Origin of the sequence: Shewanella oncorhynchi, from assembly GCF_012584455.1 — a bacterium.
GTDB classification, from domain to species: Bacteria; Pseudomonadota; Gammaproteobacteria; order Enterobacterales; family Shewanellaceae; genus Shewanella; species Shewanella oncorhynchi.
On sequence record NZ_JABAEB010000003.1, the window covers coordinates 430,238 to 453,494 of the forward strand.

Here is a 23,257-nt window from a genome sequence, read left to right on the forward strand (position 1 = left end):
GGGTTATTCCTCCAGCGGTTTGGCAAAAATACTGGCAACGGCATGGGCTCCAATGCCCACCACAGTCGCGCCTAAAATCACCGCACCAATAGTATCTGCGGTCGCATCCAATCCATGGAGGAGTTGACGGCCAAGGGGTTTTTCAAAGTCAGCCATATCGTCCCAGAAGTTAGGTTCTGAGCAACCCATACAACCGTGTCCAGCGAGTACTGGCCAGCTAGTGTGATGGTTAAAGCGCTCGGTTGGGCAGTTGTTGTAGGTGTAAGGGCCTTTACAACCGACTTTATAAAGGCAGTAGCCTTCTTTCGCACCGTGATCGCCAAATTCTTCAACGAATTCACCAGCATCGAAGCGGCCGCGGCGTTCACAGTTATCGTGTACCCGTGCGCCGTAAGCCCATTTAGGTCTATTAAACATATCCAGCGCAGGTAATTTTCCGAACATGATGAAGTACATCAAAGTGCCGACTATGTTCTTTTCACTCGGTGGGCAACCGCCTAAGTTAATCACGGGTTTACTGACCACTTCATGCACGCCTTTAGCCCCCGTTGGGTTTGGATAAGCGGCTTGCACCCCACCAAACGCCGCACAAGTGCCGACAGAGATAATCGCGGCGGCGCCTTCTGCAGCATGCTTGATGATTTCTAACCCTGTGTGGCCTTTACAACCCACAGTTAAGAAACTGCCGTTATTTGCAGTCGGAATCGCCCCTTCAACGGCCAGTAAATAGCGGCCCTTGTAGGTTTCGAGTGCATGTTCGAGGTTTTCTTCGGCTTGCCAACCCGCTGCAGCCATTAAGGTTTCGTGATATTCCAAGGAAATATGATCGAAAATCAGTGAGTCTAGATTGGGGGTATCGGTACGAATTAAAGATTCGGAGCAGCCAGTACATTCGGCCATATGTAACCAGATTAAGGGTACACGATCGGCTAATTCGGCAGCTTCGGCCACTAAGTTACTAAAGGGGAGGGGTAATGCGAGCATGCTCGTCACCATGGCACTCCACTTCATAAAATCACGGCGACTAATGCCGTGCTGTTGCATTTTTTCAATCAGCGATTGTTGTTGACGGGGAGCGAATTGGCGTAACGCATCTAAGCGCGCCTTTCCCTGTTCATATAGGGCTGCATGTGTGTCCATGGGTCAACCTTTTTTGTTATTTAAATGTAAATTGGTAAGGGTTTACATAATTGACAGTGCCAGTTTAGGCCGTTGGAGTGTAAAGATTATTGATGTATATCAAGAATTTTTAAGAGATGTGACCGAACTGATTTTGACATTTAATTAACATGACACAGATCTAATTTCACTTTTTCTAATGGGACAAAATGTCTCACATTTGCCATTTTGGATGAAATCGGTCACTTAATCAGCACTCATGTGATTAAGGCCATGCAGATGACTATGGTTCATTCGCGTGGTGAGTCTGGGCGAGCAGGTTAATTAAACTTATATAAGCTTGTTTAAGAAAACCTTAAGATTCAGTTAATAGATTCGAACGTAATCGTTAACGCGGAATATGCTATGAAGAAAATATTATTGTTACTCAGTTTATTGGCCGCAGGCGTACAAGCCGCGCCATCGCTGGACTATCAAGTGTTTAACGCGCAAAACCAAGCTGTTTCCCTGAGTGAGTTTAAAGGCAAAGTCGTCTATGTCGATTTTTGGGCATCCTGGTGTGGCCCTTGCCGTAAATCGTTTCCTTGGATGAATGAAATACAAAAAAAGTATCAAGATCAGGGATTAGCTGTTGTGGCAATCAACCTAGATACAGATAACGAGTTAGCCCAGGAATTCTTAAAACAAGTCCCTGCCAATTTTTCAGTGCGTTTTAACCCCGAAGGTGATGTCGCTCGCAGTTTCGATTTGCTGGGCATGCCGAGCAGTTTTATGTTCAATCGACAAGGTCAGTTAGTACAGCATCATGTTGGCTTTTATGCCGATAAAACCGCTGAATACGAGCAAGAGCTCGTCAATTTACTGAAGGAGTAATTTATGCTTAAACCCGCATTAGTCGCAGTAACGCTCATCATAGGTTTGAGTGGATGTTCAAGTTTAGGAGTGCAGCCGTGGGAGAAAGGCCAGTTGGCCCGCAGCGATATGGCGCTCGACAGTGAAAAGCTCGATCTTGCACTCGATGATCATATTTATTTTAGTAAAGAAGGCAGTAGCGGCGGTCGTGCATTTGCCGGTGGCGGATGTGGCTGTAACTAAACTCTCCGTTGGTGTTATTTGCCCTTAGATGTAACGAATAGATGTAACGCACAGATGTAATGAACAGACGTACTAAAACAAATGTGACGAGCAGATGTTCTAAAATCTGGGGCGAAATCCCGCGGTATTGAATAGATTGAAGTGACCTACAGGTGTTGTCAGCTATGACTCAAAAAAAGAACCAAATAAATACAAGACAATCGAAGCAGATAGCGGGTGCTCTCGCATTAGCCAGTTGTGGACTGTTTGCAACAAGTGGCCATGCGACTGAATTATCTAAAAAAGCTGACGACTGGAAGATTGATGCTGCGTTAATGTATTACGGTGAGCAAGATAGAGTACAAGCCATCGAAGCCATAGGCACAGCGCAAAAAGCCTTTGGCGATGACAGTGTGCTGGATCTCAAACTCGTGGTTGACAGTCTAACGGGTCCTTCAGCATCGGGCGCTGTGGCCCAAAGTACCAGCCAAACGTTTACTCGACCATCAGGTAATGGGCAATATCATGTTTCAGCGGGGGAAACGCCGTTAGATGACACCTTTCACGATACTCGCGTACAAGCCAATGTCGGTTGGAGTGAAGTGCTAACACCAGATTGGAAACTCAGTGTTGGCGCATATGGCTCGAAAGAGTTTGATTATATGTCAATGGGCATCAATGCCGGAATTGAGCGAGGGTTTAATAAAGACAACACCACTTTATTTTTAGGTACGGCTTATAGTTTCGATGTGGTTGACCCCGTTGGCGGTCGTCCGGTGGATTTATCTTCGATGGTCATTCGCGATAACTTCACCAGTGAGGAAGCTTATCGAAGCGCATTCGATGCGACTCGTCAAGGTGGCAGTGATAATAAGCAGACCGCGGATGTGATGTTAGGTATCACCCAAGTGCTTAGTCAGCGCTGGTTGTTGCAGGCCAATTACGGCTTGTCGAGTGTGAATGGCTATTTAACGGATCCCTACAAGGTGCTCAGTGTGGTGGATAACAACGGCATTACTCAGGATTTATTGTATGAAAGCCGCCCCGATTCGCGCTTGAAGCACAGTTTTTACGTGATGACCAAAGGCGCATTAGATGCGGGTGTGGTGGATTTTTCCTATCGTTATAATACCGATGACTGGGACCTCACATCGCATACCTTAGAAACCCATTATCGGTATTACTTTACCGGCAATTTCTATGGTCAATTACATTTGCGCTATTACCAACAAACGGCGGCTAACTTCTATCAACCTTTCTTGATGGCTGATACGCCACTGCCAGAGTTTGCCAGTGCCGATTATCGTATCGGTGATATGTCGGCTTATACGATAGGGATTAAATTTGGTCATCGATTATCGGGCGGTCATGAGATGTCGTATCGCTTAGAGTATTACCAACAGGATCCGAAAAATAACGGCGCTACGATTCCTGGAGAGCTGCAAAACTTCGATCTGTTTCCGACTCAGAAGGCAATTACAGCACAGTTTAGTTATTCTTTTTAATACGAAATAATGCTACTGGCTCAGATAGCAAGGCGTTAAACTGTATGGGTAGCTTAGCTACCCATACTCAATTTGTGCCTGAACTTATTCAATCGCAATCCCAGTGGGATGCCATGTGAAGAGGTGATTTATGATGTCGACATCGTCCCTAAAGACCGCACCTTATTCGTTGCAGCGCCGTGATTGGGGTTATGTGGGTGAATTTAGGGCCATGGCGAGTCCCTGTGAAATACTCATTGGGTGCGATCAATTTGATATTGCAGACGATATGTTGGATATGGCTGTCACTGAGGCGCTGCGTATCGAACATAAGTACAGTCGCTTTATCGCGCAGAATTGTCTGTGGCAATTAAACCATGCCAATGGTCATAAGCAGCTTATCGATGAAGAAACCTGGCAGTTATTGGCTTTTGCTAAACAATGTTTTCAGCTCAGTGATGGACTCTTTGATATTTCTGCTGGGCCGTTAATGGAACTGTGGCGCTTTGATCCCAAAGCCCAATTGCCCGAACATGGCCGCATACTTGCCGCGAAAGCCTTAGTGGGATTTGAGCGCATCGAGTTTGATTCGCGCCATATTGAGATGCCAACAGGAATGAAATTGGATTTTGGTGGTATCGCAAAAGAATATGCGGTCGACAGAGTCGCCTATGAGTTAGCCGAATGTTATCCAGACATTCCAGTGTTAGTGAATTTTGGCGGTGATATCGCTTGTCCCGTGTCCAAAGTGACGCCATGGCAAGTGGGAATTGAAGACCCACGACACCTCGATCACGCTGCGAGTGTACTGGCGATTAGTCAGGGTGCATTAGCGACCAGTGGCGATACGCGGCGATTTTTTGAAGTCGATGGAAAGCGTTACGGCCATATTGTCGACCCACGCACTGGCTATCCCGTTATCCATGCGCCGCGCTCTGTGACTGTGTTAGGGCCAAACTGCGTGACTGCAGGTATGCTCGCCACTATGGCTATGCTGCAGGGGCGAGACGCGGAAGATTTTTTACAGCAACAAGATGTTAAGTTCAGTATTTTCCGTTAGGGCTAAGTTAAGGACATTGAATGCGTATTATGTTGGTTGAAGACAATGAGTTATTAGCCCAAGGAATTTGCTTGAGTTTGGCGAAGCTGGGCATGCAAGTTGATCACCTTAATAGTTATCAGCAAGCCTTGCTGGGGGTTAAAAATGAAAGCTTCAGTGCCATAGTGCTCGATCTGGGATTGCCTGACGGTAATGGTAAAGAGTTACTTAAAGCTTGGCGCCAGCAGGGAGTGTCAATTCCCACAATAGTTTTGACCGCGAATACGGATTTTGACACTAAGCTCGAATGTTTAGACATGGGCGCCGATGATTATCTCGGTAAACCTTTTGATGTGCGTGAACTAGCCGCGCGCATTCGTGCTATCGTCAGGCGTCAGTATGGGCTCGATCACAACAGTTTGATTATTGGTGCGCTTTGCATTGATTTAAATACCCGTGAAGTGACCTTTCGCGATCAAAATGTGCTGCTTTCACGGCGTGAATTTCAATTACTGCTCGAACTCGCTCAGTCGGCAGGGCGTGTATTGACCCGCAGCCAGTTAGAACAGTTAACCTATGGCTGGGATGAAGTCGGCAGTAATTCAATAGAAGTGCATATCCACCATCTGCGCAAAAAACTTGCCAATGAATTAATCAAAACCGTGCGTGGAATAGGCTATACCTTGATTGAAATAAATTAATTTGAAGAGTTAAGTGACAAGCTCCACGTTTGTGGGTACTGATAACGCAGTGATGACTTGAAGCATAGTCGTTAGGAAAAAGAAGTGATTCGATTAAAGGGGCTAGATGTGTATTCACTGCGTTTGGTACTGACATTATTAATTTTGTCAGGTATTTCAGTATCCGTCGCTGTATCTAGCTGGTTGAGTACTCGGGATTCTAAGCATCAAATAGAAGAACTCTTCGATGCGCAAATGCTCCAAACCGCTAAAATGTTGGAGTTGTTCTATCATACTGAGCCCAATGCAACAGCTCAGGATCTCGTCATACCCCAAGTGCTCCACGTTCCCGATAGCCAGATCAGTTCCTTTGCCGAAAAGGCCGATGCGCTGAAACTGGCCTATGAGCATAAATTGGCGTTTCAAATCTGGAGTGAGGCGGGTGAGGCCTTAGTTTTATCGGATAATATTGGTCATCAACCTATTAGTCGATTCGTACAGGGCTATCATAAGAAAGTGTTCGAAGGAGAACTTTGGCATGTGTTCAGTTTTTTTTCGGTTAAAAATCATGTTTGGATTGTCACTGCTCAACAGGATGAAGTACGCCGAGAGCTTGTATCGCAAATCATGCATAACGCCGTTATTGTGCCTTTAATGGTAGTGCCTTTAACATTAATTATTGTTAGCTTCTTGTTTTATCTCTTGTTTCGGCCATTAAAAACCTTTGAAAGAGAATTAATTGGACGGGCGCCCAACGATTTGACCCCGTTGACTATGTCATTGCCTAAAGAATTAGTCCCTGTTCGGCGCGCATTGAACTTATATATCAATAGTATCGCGCGATTTATCGCCCGTGAGCGTCGTTTTAGCGCCGATGCGGCCCATGAGCTTAAAACGCCATTATCTGTGATTAAATTACATCAACATGGCTTAGAGAGTCTGATTGATGATGATCCGCAGCAGAAATTCCATTTAGCTGCGATAGATGCTGGCGTCGTGCACATGAGTCATACCGTTGAACAATTACTCGTATTAGCAAGGGTGGACTCGATTAATGAGCTTAATGTGTCATCCCACGCCATTTTGCCTATGGTCGAAGATGCGCTTAATCAATTAATGCCACAAATCACAGATTATGAATGGAATATCGATATCGCATCCAATCTAACGGTGACCTGTGATCGTTTTTATTTGCTACTTGTACTGAAGAATATTATCGAAAATGCCTGTAAATACAGTCCACAGGAATCGGAGATTTCAGTGTTGGCCCATGCTTTGGATGATGAAATCTGTATTTGTGTCGCGGATCGAGGCCAAGGCATGACAGAGCCGCAGATTGCCAATGCGACAGAACGTTTTTATCGTGTGAATGAAAATGAAGGCATAGGAGCGGGATTAGGTTTGTCTATCTGTTATCACATCATAGAATTGCACCAAGGTCGTTTAGTGATTGCGCCTAGGGATCAAGGTGGATTATCTGTGACACTTTTTCTGCCAAAATAGTTCAGGCAATGAAATGTTAAAATAGATCCGCAGTTTCAGTGACATCAGCTCAGTTGTTTTGATACATTTAAGCGGGTAAAATTTTGAAATTTCCTGCTGTCTTAGTGTTAATCCTTAGGCTTACCAACAGATTGATTCGCTTATTGTGATATTTCATCTAAGATCATCAACACTTAGTTGAGGCGTAAAAAGGCTCATTTTACTTTCAATAATGTAGCATTTGGATCACTTAATTTGTTTTTGTAACTTTGAAAACAGAAATAAGCATGATAATGTTATTTTAATATTCATTTTTGGTATAAGCTTATTCTCAAATAGTATTGTGTAGAAGGGGTTAACTGCATCTTTATTTATGAGTTTTTTTCTCCTTCTGATATCTTTCGCGATATGTAAGCAACTGTTTTTTTTCATCCCTAAATCAGAGTGAAAAAAATTCACTGTATACATAAAAAACATTGATTTCTTAGTTTATTTTTTAGGTTACCTATCTATGGTTAGCTTGTTGCGTTGCCCATCGTCCAAACCTTATTCGTCACTCATATGTTCACTGACGCTAGGCGCTGTAGTCGCCCTGTCTGGTGTCGCGTACGCTGAAGAGACAAAACCCGCCGAGGCAGTTCCTGTGGTTACTCCACCGAAAGTGATTTCTCAGCCCAGTACAAAAAATCAAATCAGATTCACTAAGACAGGCGCTTTTGATAGCGAAACTGTCGTGAAGATTGCAAAACGTTTGGCAGCGAAACCTTATGTGACCCTCAAAGATCCTTTGCCAGCTGGCCTTGCTAAACTGTCATACGATGAATACAGAGATATTCGTTTTAACCCGACTGCGTCTATTTGGCGTGATCAGGGCGTGCCATTTCAAATGCAAATGTTCCACCGTGGTTTCTATTTTCAGGATCTGATCGAGATTGCGATTGTAGAAGGTCAGAATGCAACGCACTTAGCCTATGAGCCTAAATATTTCACCGCGGGTGAAGTGATTACTCAAGCGCTACCAAATGATGACATTGGCTACTCAGGATTCCGTATTCATAACCAATTGAATACGAACGGTGTATTTGACGAGCTTATGGTATTCCAAGGTGCGAGTTATTTCCGTGCTTTAGGTAAAGGTAACGCCTATGGCTTATCTTCCCGTGGTTTGGCGTTAAAAACGGCTGACGCTGAAGGGGAAGAATTCCCGATATTTCGCGCCTTCTGGGTTGAGCGTCCACACAATGACAGCAACTTGATTGTTGTGCATGCCTTGTTAGATAGCCCAAGCGTAGCAGGTGCCTATACTTTCTCTGTCCGTCCCGGTGATAACACCTTGATTGATGTAGAAGCGACACTGTTTCCTCGTGTTGAGCTGAGCAAAGTCGGTTTAGCACCAAGCACTAGCATGTTCTTACATTCACTCAATGGTCGTCACGACACCGATGATTTTAGACCTGAAGTACATGATTCTGATGGTTTATTGATGTTAAATGGTCGTGGTGAGCATTTATGGCGCCCATTAGCTAATCCACGTCAGTTACAAGTCAGTGCGTTTTCTGACAACTCGCCTCAGGGATTTGGTCTGATCCAACGTGAGCGTGACTATGCGTCATATCAAGATTTAGAAGCCCATTACGAACGTCGCCCAAGCCTATGGATTGAGCCTGTGGGTAATTGGGGGCAAGGTTCAGTGGTGTTGACTGAAATTCCGACAGAGTCTGAAATTCATGACAACATTGTTAGTTATTGGAAACCACGTCAGCCTATTCCTGCTGGCGGTGAATTTCATTTTGCCTATCGCATGAGTTGGGGTGAAGAACCTGCTGCGAAAGTTGGTGCTGTACATATTTCTCGCTCTGCCAGTGGTCGTGCCGATATTGCTAAGGCGACTCCAAGACGTTTATTTGTGGTCGACTATCAAGTTGAAGGTCCGATGACAGATGAAATGCCAGTCGCTAAAGTTGAAGCTTCTGGTGGTGTGGTCACGAACGTGGTGATTGCCCGTAATGCCGCTAAAAATGGCTATCGCTTAGCTTTTGAATTAGAGCCAGAAGATAAAGATCTTATCGAACTGCGCGCTGAACTTAAGTTCCCAACTCCTCGTCAGGTTGAAACCTGGCTCTATCGCTGGACGCTTTAAGGTTCATGACGGAGCAACATGATATGACTGTATCCGATAACTCGGTACTCGAGACGGAAGTCCTCGTGGGTGGTAGTGCTATGCCAAATGAACGGCCTGGCGCTATGGAACCCCAAAATTTAAGTAAGATGCCAGAGGGATTCCCTCGCCGTAGCACTGTGGCTGATGGGGTACGCTCGCGTACCTACCGTCGTGTGTTTGTGGTGGGTGGGGCTTTATTATTATCTTTGTTTGCTATCTATGAAATGGGGGCGGTATTTAGCATTGGCGGAATTACTCCTCTGGAATATTTAGTGCTAGTGCTGTTTGCGGTTAACTTCTGCTGGATTGCTTTGGCGTTTTGTAGCGGTATTGCAGGTTTTTTAATTTTACTGCGAAAACCGCGGGCAAAAGATTTGCAAGTGACTGAACTGCATACGCGAACCGCGATTTTGATGCCGACCTATAACGAATCTCCTGATAGGGTATTCTCGGCGGTTTCAGTAATGGCTGAAACCTTGTCGCAAACGGGTCATGGTCATGCTTTTGATTGGTTTATCTTAAGTGATACTACCGATCCCGATATTGCTTTGCTCGAAGAGCAGGCGTTTCTGGTGTTACGTCAAGAAACCCATAAGCATTCGCGGGTGTATTACCGTCGCCGTCGTAAAAACGTCGCCCGTAAAGCGGGTAACGTAGCCGATTTTTGCCGTCGTTGGGGGTCGCGCTATGATCACTTGTTAGTGCTTGATGCCGACAGTTTGATGGAGTCTTCAACCATCACTGGCTTAGCTCAGCGCATGCAGGCCGATCCTGATGCGGGTTTGATCCAAACGATTCCGTCGTTGATCAATGGCACCACTTTAATGGCCCGTTTACAGCAATTTGCGGCGCGTATTTATGGTCCGGTAATTGGTACCGGGTTAGGCTGGTGGGTACAAAAAGAAGGTAACTTCTGGGGCCACAACGCCATTATCCGCACCGAAGCCTTTATGACCGCAGCGGGATTACCCAACCTTAAGGGTAAGCCACCTTTTGGTGGTCATATCATGAGCCATGACTTTGTTGAAGCTGCGCTGATCCGCCGTGCGGGCTGGAGTGTGGTTATTGCCTATGATTTACCGGGTTCATACGAAGAATGTCCACCGTCGATTATCGACTTAGCCGTGCGTGATCGTCGCTGGTGCCAAGGTAACTTGCAGCATTCGCGTATTTTGCCGACTAAAGGTTTGCACTGGGTAAGCCGTTTACATTTACTGACGGGTATCATGGCTTATTTGTCATCTCCTTTCTGGTTGATGTTGATTTTGACCGGTTTGATGTTGGCTTTGCAGGCACACTTTATTCGACCTGAATATTTCACCGATCAATTTTCACTGTTCCCGACTTGGCCCATCATGGACTCGGATAGGGCATTAAGATTGTTCTACATTACTATGGGGGTTTTGTTTGGCCCTAAAGTATTCGGTGTCTTGTTGCTGCTTAAAGACGGTGAGTTTGCTCGCAGTGTTGGTGGTCGAATTAAAGCGATATTCAGTGTGATCTTTGAGGTTATACTTTCAGCGCTGATTGCACCTATCATGATGTTTATCCATTGTGGTGCTGTGATGTCAATTCTGATGGGGCGGGACAGTGGTTGGTCGCCGCAACGTCGTGATGACGGCAGTATGCCTTGGATGACGTTAATTTATCGTCACCGCTGGCATATGCTGGCAGGTGTGATGTTAGGTTATGCGGCAATTTTGGATTCTTTGACTTTGTTAGCTTGGATGAGTCCGGCGTTGATCGGTCTGTGGATTGCTGTGCCAATTTCGGCATGGACAGGTTCAGTCAAAATTGGCGAAGTGTTCAAGCGTGCCGGTATTCTTGCAACACCAGAAGAACGTAACCCTGCGCAAATTTGTCTGCAAGCGCAAGAAGCGCGCGCCGCTTACCAAAGACACATTGCTGAGCCTTGGACGTTAGCACAGGTACTTAAAGACCCTGCGTTGATGGAATTGCATTTAGCCATGGTGGATAAACAGCCTTTGCGTGCTGCGGGTACACCAATTGAAGCGATGGAAGCAATAGTGCATGTGAAGGTGCATGAAGCTCGTTGTCAACAGAGCGCATTAGCTTTACTCAATCGTCAAGAAATGGCGATGGTGTTGGCAAACCCTTTGATGTTACGTAGCCTACAGAAATTACCAGAGCAATTTGTCGAAGAAGATCTGGTGTCTTTTTGCTAACGAACACTTGATCAGCATATTTATGCGAGTTTGTTTGATATCAATGCCACTGACGACCTCAGTGGCATTTTTCTTTTCATTATCTGGAGTTAACCCCTAGTAATTAATTGATCTCCATGGAATAGTCATATCATAGTGTTGTTGATTGATATACCCGCTGGCTCTCAGGTGACCTTAAAAATAGCTAAGGGAGTATTTATGATATTGAAAAAGATCATTCGCTATTTGCCCCCATCCATGCGTGTAACGGTAAACGTGAGAGAACTCAAATTGATAGAGCAGGAGTTCCACATCGCGAACTTGAAAGCATTGCAGATTAACCCGATGCCGACGAGACGTAATCTCGCGCAACTATTACTCAGCTTTTTTTTCTGTATTCCAATAATTTTAGTGCCAAAGGTAGGTGCAGCTGATGGCGCTCAATCCTTAACATCAAATTCGAGTATTGCTGCGCAGCCAAATCTTGAGGGTAAAGCTGAAGATCTTACTGCTGTGCTGCCGCTTGCGGCCTTAGTGCCACAGGTGTTGCTATTGGATCTCGCAGGCGTTAATCCAGTATTTGGCCAGCATTATCGTGACTTAACACTTTCTCCTAATACCTTATCTACTGCTGATTTAGTACGAATCCAAGCTGATGTTACCGGTTACTGGCATTATGTGATGACATCCGCAGAATGTAACAACGCTGGAGCCCCAGAGACGGTTTCATCCGTTATTCCAGAGGATCCCCAATATCAAAGGGTGCTTAAGCAAATCGCCCATTTAGTGCAATTGGACACAATTGAACCATGGGAAACTTTAGTGCTAGATGAAAAGCTAACCTTAGGAATGAGTCATCAGATCGTTGATACCATAGCAAAGCGTGTGTGGATATTGGGAGACTTAGCCACTGAGCCTAGAGTGAATCAAGTTTATACCGAAGAACTTATGATTGGCATTAAGCGCTTTCAGCAAAAGCATGGGTTAAAACAGGACGGGGTGATAGGTAAGCAGACCTTATTTTGGGTGAACCAATCGCCAAGGGCGAGGGCGGTACTATTAGCTAAAAACACTATTCGACAAAGAGTGTTTGAACGTAAATTAGAGCCGAGTTATTTGCTGATTAATGTGCCCGCTTTTGAGATGACGTTGGTCGATAATGGTACGCCAGTGTTAAGTTCCAAGGTCATTGTGGGTAAATCTTCTCGGCAAACCCCGATTTTGGACAGTCAGATTTCTAGCGTGGTGCTTAACCCCAGTTGGCGAGTGCCTAGCAGCATTTTACGGCGGGACATTCTGCCGCAAATTCAGCGAAATGGTCATTATCTTAATGAACGTCAATTTGATGTATACGATTATAACGGTCAACGGGTGCAACGCATGCCAGAGGAATGGCAGACCTTAGCCAGCGCTTCGTTTCCCTATCAGCTTGTACAACGCCCTGGGGCGAAGAATGCATTAGGTAAATATAAGTTTCACTTTGATAACAGTTTCAGTGTCTATTTACATGGAACTTCTGAGCCAAGTCTCTTTAAAAAGGACGATAGGGCACTATCATCTGGTTGTATTCGTATTGAAAAAGCCACTGAATTAGCCCAGTGGTTTAAAGAACATTTAGTAAAAGACAAACGTTTATGGGACAAGTTAGCCCCTGGTATTACTGAACCTCAGTGGTTTTCACTTTCCGAAAAGTTGCCCGTGCATCTGGTTTACTGGACTGCATGGTTAGACGATAGTGGGCAGGAGCAATACCGTCGCGACATTTATGATTTGGAACCTGAGCTGACGAATGCTGTGCCTGCCACGGTTTTGGAACAACATTAACGTTTTTGTGCTGTAAAGTTGAGCAAGATAAGCATCTGAACTCGCTTGGCATTTTGAAATCCTACTCAGAATGGGGTTGGCAAAACTTGATCTTAGGGCTTATTCAGTATAATTTGCCTTACTAGTGACCAAAAAGCATACAAAAGGTGATCATGTGACTTTAATATGTCCTGCCCGTAGGCAGTTATTGTTAGGCCTTAGTGGTGTGGCATTATGTTCCTTTATTCCCTCAAAAGCGGTTGCCAGCCGTTCAACCAAAGGGATCCGCGAGTTAAGTTTGTTTAATCGTCATACTGGCGAGCGCGATGATGGTAGTTACTGGGTAGATGGTCATTATCAGAGCAAGGTGTTAGACAATTTTAATCATTTGCTGCGGGATCATCGTCAGAATGTGGCAGCACCTATGGATAAGCGCTTATTTGATTTACTCCACTCGCTCAAAACAACCTTGAATACCAACGATGAAATCCATGTGATTTCCGGTTACCGTTCACCAAAAACCAATGCCATGCTCGTGAGCCACAGTGGCGGAGTTGCTAAGAAGAGTTATCACATGCGCGGCATGGCGATGGACATAGCGATCCCTAGCGTTAAACTAAAAACCCTCAGAGAAGCGGCTTTATCCCTGAAACTCGGTGGTGTGGGTTATTATCCTAATTCTGGTTTTGTGCACGTCGATTGTGGTCCGGTAAGGCACTGGTAGCAATGATCTGTTGTTGGATCTGCTGATAAAAATCTTGTTCCAAGGCTTGCGATTCGATCAAGTAATGTCTGAGCAGCGGGATAAATTGTTGATTGAGTTTGTTCATTTCTCTATGTTGTTGCCAATCACAGATCAATAGGCTGAGACGTTGTGAAAATTGATATTGTCTTTGCCTCTGCGACTCAATATCGACAGACTCAATAATTTGCATAAGTAAGATCAAGCTGCGGTTTTTTTGTTGGGTGCAGGCAAGCAATTCTAAGAATTTTAATTCGAGGGTATTTTGCTGATAAGGAACGGTTTCGATAAGAGAGACGAGTTCACGGGCCAGTTGGCATGAAAGTCTATTTTCTTGTTGTAACTGGTATAGCGCATGACGCATTTTTTGACACAGCAGTTATCGAAATTTGCCCGAGCTTAACAGGCTTCTCAATTTCCCAGTGTGATCTAGATCTCGTGTTTTTTGTTTGAGATCAAAGCCTTTTCTCTGCCGTAACAGCCAAGATACAAGTTCCTCAATTTGATAAATAGCGGTCTGTTTTGCTAACGCTGACGCCGATAAATAGAGGGCTTGCGGTATTCTTGTGCGCCTTGGGTATCTATGTTAGTATTCGCGCGCTTTATATGAGCCGTCATTGGTCGAAAATGCCGGCAACTTTTTACTCTAAATTTAAGTGAGAAACACATGTCTTACACTATCCAAGCACAAACCCGCACTGAAATAGGGAAAGGTTCGAGCCGCCGCCTACGCCATGCTGGTAAAGTACCTGCTGTTATTTATGGCCAAGGCAAAGAGCCAGTTTCTATTGTTTTTGATCACAAAGATATCATTAACATTCAAGCTAATGCTGACTTCTACACCTCTACTCTGACTATCGTTGTTGATGGTAAAGAAGTGGGTGTTCGTGCACAAGCTATGCAACGCCACGTGTTCAAGCCAATCATTGAACATGTTGACTTCGTTTACGCTTAATTGTCGTAACTGAAGCAAAAAGCGCCTAAGGGCGCTTTTTTTGTGGCTGATTTTTAGTTGTTTGTATTTATGGGTAGACACTTAGGCTTTACCCAAACAACCTCAACATACTGTAACGCGTATTTTGAGATTGTTTGGCTAGAGTTTTTAGTGTCAATATATTGGTATTCATATGGTTACTTGATATTGAAGTTGTAATAGATATCAAGTGATTGGCCTAAAGTGCCTGACACGGTTTCTAGATAGAGTTGTGAGAGCAAGTAATACCTGACTGTCATTTCGTAACCAGGGTTAAATACACCTACTCCGTATTTCACCATTAAGTTATCGCCGATAAAGCCACTGATCGCCACACGCCCTTCATCATTAGTGTCGAGTTGCACGTTAGAGAAACCAAACTCTTCAATGAGTCCTGTCGCAGTATTCCCTAAGTTGTTAATTGCGCCGCCGCCTACCTGTGATCCTAAACCGAGTGCCGCTCCCATCATCAGCGAGTTATTTTGCTCATTGTTGGCGCTGTTAAAGCCACTGCCTTTGATAATGTAAGACAAGATTTCGGCCTGCTCTTTGGCTGGATTGGAGAATAAGGTCACCACTGGGCGTGATGGCGTGCCTGTGACACGTACACCTGCCACTAAGTCTTCAGTCTTAATTTCCCGTATTGCTTCAATATTCAGGTTTGGTAATGACGTTGGCCCCACAAATTGCACTTCACCAGTGCGGATTTTTAGGGTTTGGCCCATAAACTTGTAGCTACCTTGATTGACTTTGATATTACCGAAGAGCAAAGGAGGACGGAAAGCTTGCTGCTGTAGCTTTAAGGTCCCTTGGAGTTTACCTTTGAGACCCATACCATCAATTCTGAGTTCGTTCCCCACACTGATATTCAGATCTGCAACGATGGCGTAGGGGCTAGTTTTAGGCTGAGTGGCGGCAATGGAGTCGTCAAATACCACGTCTTCGGAGGCTGCGACACCGCCTTCCGCTAATGGCACAATTTTAATGTTGCCTGAAGGTACTGCTATTTTTCCTTTTACTGCCAGTTGCTTACTGTTGAAGGTTAAGTTGATATCGGGGGAGACATCAAGAATAGCCAGTGGCGGTTGGATCACGGCGAGCTTATCGCCTTCGAGGGCTAACTCGCCACTAAATTGACCTTGGGGCCATTGCAGTTGACCATTCACTCTACCTAAACCATTGCCCATCATCCAGCGTCCCTTAAGCTGCGCTTGTTGACCCGCAAATGACATCGACATGTCAATTTTGTCGATTAATGTTGGGTTTGCTGTTAGGGCTAAGGCGCCCTCAGTTAAGGCCATGCTCCCCGATACTTCGGGCGCATCTAGACTACCCGCAAAGTTAAGTTGACTCGTCAGCAAACCTTGCACTGTATTTAATTGAGGAAAAAACTCTCCAAGTGGCTGCAAGTTGATTTGCTTGATATTGGCATAACCTGACAGGGTGCGATCGGGTGTGACATTGACGTTAATCTCACTCTGCCAACTGGCCACGCCTTCTGATTCAAAATCTAAAACCGTCGCCAGCCGTTTTGCATCTAAGGTCGCTTTTAATGATAGGTTTTGGTAATTAATGGTGACTTCACGATTTTTATCCCGTTTTAGCATAATGCTGCCGGGGGCAAAATCAAAGTTCACATCGGCAGTAGGCTTACGGCCAGCAGCCCATGCAACATTGGCTAATAGCGATGCAGGGCCATTCCAACGCATATTTGTTGGTAATATTGGGACAAGTAATTGCCCTGGATTACCTGAGTAGCTCACCTGTGCGCTGCCTTTTTTACCTATTGGTGTATTACTGTTTAGGCAGATACGGCTATTGGGATTCATGAGGCAAAAGGGCGTAATGCTGCCTTGATTCTTGATTTGGTCCCAAGCCAGATTAATGGTGTTATCGAGCTGCCATAGGCCTACGGGCGTGTTGAGATTTAAACGATCAACATCGAGCTGTAGTCGTGACTTCTTCACATCGTATTGGCTGCTCATCGTTGCATCGAGCCCAAGATCGCCCGTGGCGTTGAGAGTGAGTTTTTGAGCGTTAATGGTACCTTTCGCCCCGAGTGTCACTGTATCTAAATTTTGTTCTGCAATCTGCAAGGTTTTTGATTTTAGCGAGATAGCAAACTCATGTTGATCTAGCGGCTTGTAATAGGCCTTTAAATTAGATTCCTGCAGTTTAATGTTTTGATAGTAAAGTTCTGCCAGCTGCGCTGTAAGCTCGACCTGGGGGTGTTTCTCGTCACCAGTGACATTGATCTGCGCTTGTAGTTGGCCGCTGGCCTTAGGTAACCATAGGCCAAAGTCGGGCACTTGTAATTCACCTTGGAGATCCCAATTGGCATTGGCTTCGCCTTTGAGTGCCAGAGTTGAACCTAGTACTTTGGCGTTCAGCCCTTTAGCACTGACATACAGGGAGTCATTCACACTGATATCCCCTGTAATGTCGAAGGGATAACCTTGTAAAGTGCCAGTGAGCTCAGTATCGCTCAGGGATACTTGCCAACGGGGGTCTGCAAATGAGCCTTTAGTGCGTAATTTTCCTGAAATCAAACTGTCCGGTAAACCCGTTGTACTTTGCGCTGTATCCGTTTGTGGCAGTTGTATTTCTTGTAATTTGACGTCATTGATCCAGAGATTGGCGTTCCAGCTAATGGCTTTTTGATAATCGAGTTCGCCCGTGAGCTTGACCTTACCAATCGCGCCCATTACATCAAGATTATTGATGGTTAACTTAGCATCTTGATGTTGGATGTCAGTGTCTATGTCGAGCACTTTGTGAAAGGGTGTGATCAGTTGGCCAGTAAGACTCGCCTCTTGCCGATTAAGGTCGCCTTGGCTATCGAGTGTGGCATTGCTTACCGAGTATTCAGGGTTCTTCAGTGGCCACTGAAGCCGTGTTTGTTCAAGTTTCACCTTGTAGGGCAGGTTAGGGTCTTGCAGTGTTATTTGGCCATCTAGTGTAAAGTCGGCATCGCCCTTGGCGACGGCATTCACCTGAAGTTGCCCTAAACTTTGGCTCAGCTTTAACGTTAATACTTGATGAGTGAGATCTGGCAATTCGACTAGTTGGTTAAGGGTGAGATTTGCCTCTAAATCGAGTGGATAATCTTTATCAAGTGTTAGGCTGCCTGTGATATCGACGCTGCCATCGGTGTGGCTGATGGCAAGATGGTCTAAGGTCAATTGGTATTCACGGAAACTGCCTTGTAGTTCTGCATGGCCAAAAACATCTTTACGATCGCCGATTTGCAGTGTGGTGTTGTCTAACGTTAGGGCATTGACTGTCACAGGGAAAGGCATAAATACTTGTGGCAATTGTGCTAAAGCCCATTCAGCCTCTTTTGTTAGCGACGGACTGGCCGATGGTGTCGGTGTTGTTCCCGCGGCTGTGCTGGGATTTGCTGCATTCGTTACCGCTGCCGTGCTAGTTTGTGTTGCTACATCGGTTGATGCAGGGATCAGTATGAATAATCCTTCGCTGGATAGCTGTTTAACCGACAAACCTTCGGTAAACCATTGTGCTTCTGCGTTAAGACGATTAGCGGTAAATTGCATATCATCCACTTGGATATTAACGCCATTGAGTTCAGCAGAATCTAAAACAATATCAAAGGGTAATAGGAGCTCGCTGGGTTCTTCATCAAGTGGCGCGACTGGTGCTTCGTTTGAGTCTGCAGAAAGCGCTAGGGTATCAATCGTGACATCGACTTTAGCCGCAGATAAGCTATTCACGCATAAGCGTTTTTGCAGTAAACAGGCGGGTTGCCACAGTAAATGCAGATCCTCAAGTTGCACGTTTATTCCGGCCATAGACCAAGCCGCGTGAGATAGGGCTAAGTCTTTGTTAATGGAACCAGAGGTATAAGTCAGTTCAAGATCGGGTACAAATTGATCGGCTAAACCCACGGTAATGCGTGAGCCAAATTCAGTGCCGAGTAATAGGGCGATTAACACTAAAAGCCCTAATGGCACATAGATAATAATCCGAGTCCAGAGTTTGAACTGCCGCCATAGTCTTTGAATGAATGACACCGATGGGGTGACAGAGGTCACAGTGGCTTCGGCTTCATTGGCTTCAATGATGGGATTATCAACGATATCTTGTTCGCTTGGCTTATTATGCTCTGGGGGCTGGCTCATAGATCTGTCCCCATGGTTAGGTGAATTCGCCATGATCTTTCAATGGTCTCAGTTTCTTTCAATCCGACCCCTAAATCTAATTTGATTGGGCCAATCGGGGAGATCCAATGGATACCGCCACCGACAGAGACGACAGGTTCAAATTGATTATTATCGAAGGCGTTACCTGCATCGATAAATGTGCCGACCCGCCAAGTGGGGGTCACATAATATTGATATTCCAAACTACCAACCATTAAATAGCGGCCACCGATAACTTCGCGATTGGTTTTTCCATCGTCAGCAACATAGTCTAAATAGGGGCCGAGTTCTTGATAACCATAACCGCGGACACTCTGATCGCCACCGGCAAAATAGCGTAGTGATGGTGGGATAGAGGCAAGATCATTTTCGTTAGCTAAGTTGGCGGCTAAATCAATACGAGCGACGATTCTGTGGTTATCGAAGAAGGTATCAATCCATTTAAATTTAGCTTGCAAGCGTGCTAGGCGGGTTTCTGATCCTAAATAGGGATCGGCATAGTCTAGGCTGTAAATTTGTCTAAACCCGGATTTAGGATCCAGTGAGTTATCCCCCCGGCTAGTCCGAGAAAAGTTAATTCCTGCCAGATAAAACGACGGCATATAATCGACGTCAGACTGAGTATATTCTTCGCGTATGGCCTCCAACGAATAACTCATCAGCCATTGATTTTCTAGTCTTTGCTGACGTAATAGCCCCAGAAGGTACTTAGTCGACTCGAGCTGGCCTGTGTTACTAAAATCACGATTCTCGGCATCATATACTTGAGTCACACCATATTTATCCCGCAGTAAACCGAGGCGGATCTTCAATTGATCGTCTAAGGGATGTGTGAGCGGAATCGTATAAGTGGTTAATAACTTTGGTCTATCGGGCGACCATTCGAGACTGGTTTCTTGAGAATGCCCGTATTTATTGATTTGTGGTGTACGCCAAGTCACGCGCACCCTCGGATCAAAGGCTTGATCTGTTTTGCCAATATCGCCACCAAAACCAAGTTCAATTGCGTGACTTGCCTTAGGCGTTAATTCGACTCGCATTGGAATATGGTTATCTTCGACGTTATCGATTTGCGGGATCACTTTGATATTGGCGAAATAACCAGTATCTAATAACTGACGATTCAGGGCGCTTACGCGGCGAGTTGAGTATGAAGCACCTTCTTTAAAGGGGATAAGATCCTCTAATATATCGGGTTCTAAGTTATGGCCATCGAAACTGACTTGGCCAAATCGGTAACGTTTGCCTGAATCAAAATGCAAACTTACCTGTGCGGTATTAATATCGCGGTTAACTTTAATTTGTGATTCAGTAAATTCGCCATCGAAGTAACCTCGTGCTAAGGCTAAGGTGACGAGTTGCGATTTTACGTCGCTGTAAACACCGTGATTTAACACATCGCCGGGTTTAATGTTGACCTTTGCGAGCCATTGATCGAAGGCTCGGTCATCAAGCATTTCACCACTAAAATTAATATCAACCCACTGAACAATGGTTGGCTCGCCGGGGCTGATTTCAAGTTTTAATTCCCACGGTCCCTTGTCATGCTCAATCAGCTTTTCTTCTACTTCACCGTGATAGTAACCCATGGATTCTAAGGCGGTGCTGATATTGTCATCGACATTAAACAAAAAGGCACGGCGCTGCACCTCAGATTCAGGTAAAGCGCCTAAGTGAGCAACTATGTTGCTTCGAAGCGCTTCATTCACGCCTGTAACAGATAATTTGATAAAATCATCTGCTGCCGCGACTGATGTGACTGAAATCAGACTCAGAAACAAGCAAAGACGAATGTAATGTGAGGTGATTTGCAAAAATGGCTGCACTTTATAGTCCCTGTGATTTGGCATCATTGTCGCCAGAATAAAACCAACAGGCAAGGAGATGATTGAAATTACACGATGAAATGGTTACAAAGGACGCTACTTTTTAAGGGGATGTAAAGAATGAAAACAAAATTAGCCACCTTTAGTTTAATTATTTCGGGCCTACTTTTTATGTCACATAACACCTTTGCCAATGATAAACCGTTCGCCATTGCGATCCATGGCGGTGCGGGGACGATTTCTAAAGCTAATCTCACCCCTGAACAACGCCAAGCCTACAAAGATAAGTTAAAGGAAGCGGTCGATAAAGGCTCAAAAGTCTTAGAGGAGGGCGGTGACAGCTTAGTGGCAGTACAAACCGCAATTAATATCCTTGAAAATAGTGCTCTGTTTAATGCTGGTATAGGCGCGGTTTATACCTATGACGGCGGACATGAATTAGATGCCTCTATTATGGATGGCAAAACCATGAATGCTGGCGCTGTCGCTGGAGTGCGTCATATTGCCAATCCAATTGACTTAGCCTTGGCCGTGATGAATAAATCTGAGCACGTGATGCTCTCGGGCGCAGGAGCGGAAGAATTTGCCCTGACTCAAGGCTTTACTTTAGTGCCAAATCATCATTTTGATACTGACGAGCGTTATCAGCAATTACTCGATGCACGGCAAAAACTGCAAGCTGCGGCTAAATCTGAACAAGTTGCTAATGTTGAGATGAAGGACCTCGATTACAAATTTGGTACCGTTGGTGCTGTCGCCTTAGATAAAAAGGGTAACTTAGCTGCAGGTACATCGACCGGTGGTATGACGGCAAAACGCTTTGGTCGTATCGGTGACTCTCCTGTCATCGGTGCTGGCACTTATGCTGAAAACGGTGTTTGTGCCGTATCGGCAACGGGTCATGGTGAATTCTTTATCCGTTACCTCGTCGCGGGGGATATTTGTGCCAAGGTGAAATATCAGCAAAAATCTATCATTCAGGCTGCAGATGAAGTTATTAATCAACGTCTTATCACTGCTGGCGGTTCGGGTGGTGTGATTGCAGTCGATCAGCGTGGCAATATTGCTACGCCATTTAATACCGAAGGTATGTACCGCGCCACCCGTAGTAATGGTGAGCCAGCCCAAGTGCTAATTTGGCATGATCAATAATGTCATTGGTAGAAGCATCTAGGTTTATAACTGACATGACTTAGAAACGTTAAAACTTCGAAACCTTAAAAAGCGAGTGCCGCAAAAGTGGACTCGCTTTTATTTTTATATCTTAATTTTACTAATGTCTTGAAAAATAACCAGATAAATATCATTAAGCAGTATGGCTTATGATGTTTATCTGAGTGGTGCGGTTTGAGTTGGCCTAATAATTAGCGTTGTTTTAACCTTTGAAATTCAAATCTAGCAGTATAGAAGCCTAGATGTCTATATATCTAAATGATCTATTATTACCGTTTAATATATCAAATAGTTATTAATTCATTATCCATCGACCCATAAAGGCATAGAATCCGGCTCAGACAATGCATTAAATGGGAGTCATTGATGGAACAATTACCGATATTGAATTTAAGTGATTGGCATGCCGGTGGACAACGTCGTTACGCTTTTATTACTAAGCTTGCCGATGCTGCCAGAAGAATAGGTTTTTTCTATCTCACAGGCCACGGCATTGAGCTTGCTAGACAGCAGCAAGTACTTCAGTTAGCGGCAGATTTCTTTGCGCTGCCCGTCGTAGATAAACTTGCGGTGAAAATGGCTAATACACCGCATTTTCGCGGTTATACCCGTTTGCAAGGTGAATTGACCTTAGGGAAACCGGACTTGCGGGAACAGTTTGATATCATGCAAGAAGAAGTGGCTAACCCTCAGCAGTCTGATGTGCCTATATGGTGGCAGCTACAGGGGCCTAATCAATGGCCGTCACAATTACCACAGATGAAATCGACTTTATTGGCATGGCAACAGGATTTAGCCGATACCAGTGTCACACTATTGAGGGCTTTAGCTGTTGCGCTGGAGCAGCCAGAAAGCGCCTTTGATGCCACGATTGAAGCGGGTCCATATCAGCATATGAAGCTTATTCGCTATCCCAGCGCGGATGGACAGACTTCTGGCCAAGGCGTAGGGGCACACAAAGATCCTGGCTATTTGACCTTAGTGCTGCAAGATAAGCAATCCGGTTTAGAGGTTCAGACTGACAAAGGTTGGTTAAGCATACCGCCATTAGAAGACGCCTTTGTGGTGAATATAGGTGAATTACTTGAGTTGGCTTCTAATGGGTATTTAAAGGCAACCAACCATAGGGTTACTAGCCCGCCTGCTGGGGTCGAGCGCTACTCGTGTGCCTTTTTTATGGCGGCGCAGTTGAATGCGACAGTTCCTTTGTTACCTTTGCCAAAGCATCTGGCGAACCAAGCTCAAGGACCGGCAAGCGATCCATTAAATCCTCTTTTCCACCAAGTGGGCCAGAACGTATTAAAAGGGCGTTTGCGCTCTCATCCCGACGTTGCTCAAGCACATTACGCCTCATTCGCTCATGCCATTTAATGGTT

General features: G+C 45.1%; 17 protein-coding genes. 13 read left to right on the top strand and 4 right to left on the bottom strand.

Annotation, left to right across the window (positions count from 1 at the left end; all coding sequences use genetic code 11):
- Nucleotides 1-3: 3 nt before the first annotated feature.
- Nucleotides 4-1,140, bottom strand: coding sequence for a nickel-dependent hydrogenase small subunit (hyaA, locus tag HGO26_RS06560; protein WP_028760176.1), 1,137 nt, complete (start codon nt 1,138-1,140; stop codon nt 4-6).
- 384 nt (nt 1,141-1,524) lie between these two features.
- On the opposite strand from hyaA, the gene HGO26_RS06565 reads away from it, so the two are divergent.
- The 10 genes from HGO26_RS06565 (at nt 1,525) to mepK (ending at nt 13,731) form a co-directional block, all read left to right on the top strand.
- The gene (locus HGO26_RS06565) at nt 1,525-1,992 is read left to right on the top strand and encodes a TlpA disulfide reductase family protein (RefSeq protein WP_028760175.1); all 468 of its coding nucleotides are present in this window, start codon (nt 1,525-1,527) and stop codon (nt 1,990-1,992) included.
- 3 nt (nt 1,993-1,995) lie between these two features.
- Nucleotides 1,996-2,214: a DUF4266 domain-containing protein gene (locus HGO26_RS06570; RefSeq protein ID WP_028760174.1), complete on the top strand. Its 219-nt coding sequence runs from the start codon at nt 1,996-1,998 to the stop codon at nt 2,212-2,214.
- 164 nt (nt 2,215-2,378) lie between these two features.
- Nucleotides 2,379-3,698, top strand: coding sequence for a DUF3570 domain-containing protein (locus tag HGO26_RS06575; RefSeq protein ID WP_168824052.1), 1,320 nt, complete (start codon nt 2,379-2,381; stop codon nt 3,696-3,698).
- A 130-nt stretch (nt 3,699-3,828) separates the two neighbouring features.
- The gene (locus tag HGO26_RS06580) at nt 3,829-4,737 is read left to right on the top strand and encodes an FAD:protein FMN transferase (RefSeq protein WP_168824054.1); all 909 of its coding nucleotides are present in this window, start codon (nt 3,829-3,831) and stop codon (nt 4,735-4,737) included.
- Nucleotides 4,738-4,757: 20 nt separating this feature from the next.
- Nucleotides 4,758-5,417, top strand: a complete 660-nt coding sequence (locus HGO26_RS06585; protein ID WP_028760171.1) for a response regulator transcription factor — start codon at nt 4,758-4,760, stop codon at nt 5,415-5,417.
- Nucleotides 5,418-5,501: 84 nt separating this feature from the next.
- A complete protein-coding gene (locus HGO26_RS06590) occupies nt 5,502-6,899 on the top strand; it encodes an ATP-binding protein (RefSeq protein WP_168824057.1) in 1,398 nt (465 codons plus the stop codon).
- Nucleotides 6,900-7,389: 490 nt separating this feature from the next.
- Nucleotides 7,390-9,018, top strand: a complete 1,629-nt coding sequence (locus tag HGO26_RS06595) for a glucan biosynthesis protein G (protein WP_049821716.1) — start codon at nt 7,390-7,392, stop codon at nt 9,016-9,018.
- A 23-nt stretch (nt 9,019-9,041) separates the two neighbouring features.
- On the top strand, nt 9,042-11,225 hold the full coding sequence (mdoH, locus tag HGO26_RS06600; protein ID WP_105252289.1) for a glucans biosynthesis glucosyltransferase MdoH: 2,184 nt from the start codon (nt 9,042-9,044) through the stop codon (nt 11,223-11,225).
- 324 nt (nt 11,226-11,549) lie between these two features.
- A complete protein-coding gene (locus HGO26_RS06605) occupies nt 11,550-13,028 on the top strand; it encodes a L,D-transpeptidase family protein (protein ID WP_425596654.1) in 1,479 nt (492 codons plus the stop codon).
- 154 nt (nt 13,029-13,182) lie between these two features.
- On the top strand, nt 13,183-13,731 hold the full coding sequence (gene mepK / locus HGO26_RS06610) for a peptidoglycan L,D-endopeptidase MepK (protein WP_028760165.1): 549 nt from the start codon (nt 13,183-13,185) through the stop codon (nt 13,729-13,731).
- Here the strand turns inward: mepK and HGO26_RS06615 are convergent.
- A complete protein-coding gene (locus tag HGO26_RS06615; RefSeq protein ID WP_028760164.1) occupies nt 13,682-14,113 on the bottom strand; it encodes a hypothetical protein in 432 nt (143 codons plus the stop codon). The two genes, mepK and HGO26_RS06615, sit on opposite strands and share 50 nt — an antisense overlap.
- Before the next feature lie 303 nt (nt 14,114-14,416).
- On the opposite strand from HGO26_RS06615, the gene rplY reads away from it, so the two are divergent.
- Nucleotides 14,417-14,704 carry a 50S ribosomal protein L25 gene (gene rplY / locus HGO26_RS06625; RefSeq protein ID WP_028760163.1) on the top strand — a complete coding sequence of 96 codons (288 nt, stop codon included), beginning with the start codon at nt 14,417-14,419 and terminating at the stop codon, nt 14,702-14,704.
- A 176-nt stretch (nt 14,705-14,880) separates the two neighbouring features.
- Here rplY and tamB read toward each other — a convergent pair whose 3' ends face one another.
- Nucleotides 14,881-18,861: an autotransporter assembly complex protein TamB gene (gene tamB / locus HGO26_RS06630; protein ID WP_168824059.1), complete on the bottom strand. Its 3,981-nt coding sequence runs from the start codon at nt 18,859-18,861 to the stop codon at nt 14,881-14,883.
- Nucleotides 18,858-20,708: an autotransporter assembly complex protein TamA gene (locus HGO26_RS06635; RefSeq protein ID WP_028760161.1), complete on the bottom strand. Its 1,851-nt coding sequence runs from the start codon at nt 20,706-20,708 to the stop codon at nt 18,858-18,860. Before HGO26_RS06635 ends, tamB begins: the two co-directional genes overlap by 4 nt.
- Before the next feature lie 120 nt (nt 20,709-20,828).
- On the opposite strand from HGO26_RS06635, the gene HGO26_RS06640 reads away from it, so the two are divergent.
- Together HGO26_RS06640 and HGO26_RS06645 are read left to right on the top strand one after the other, a co-directional pair.
- The gene (locus tag HGO26_RS06640; RefSeq protein WP_168824061.1) at nt 20,829-21,860 is read left to right on the top strand and encodes an isoaspartyl peptidase/L-asparaginase family protein; all 1,032 of its coding nucleotides are present in this window, start codon (nt 20,829-20,831) and stop codon (nt 21,858-21,860) included.
- Between the two features lie 387 nt (nt 21,861-22,247).
- Nucleotides 22,248-23,252, top strand: a complete 1,005-nt coding sequence (locus tag HGO26_RS06645) for an isopenicillin N synthase family dioxygenase (RefSeq protein WP_168824064.1) — start codon at nt 22,248-22,250, stop codon at nt 23,250-23,252.
- Nucleotides 23,253-23,257 lie beyond the last annotated feature (5 nt).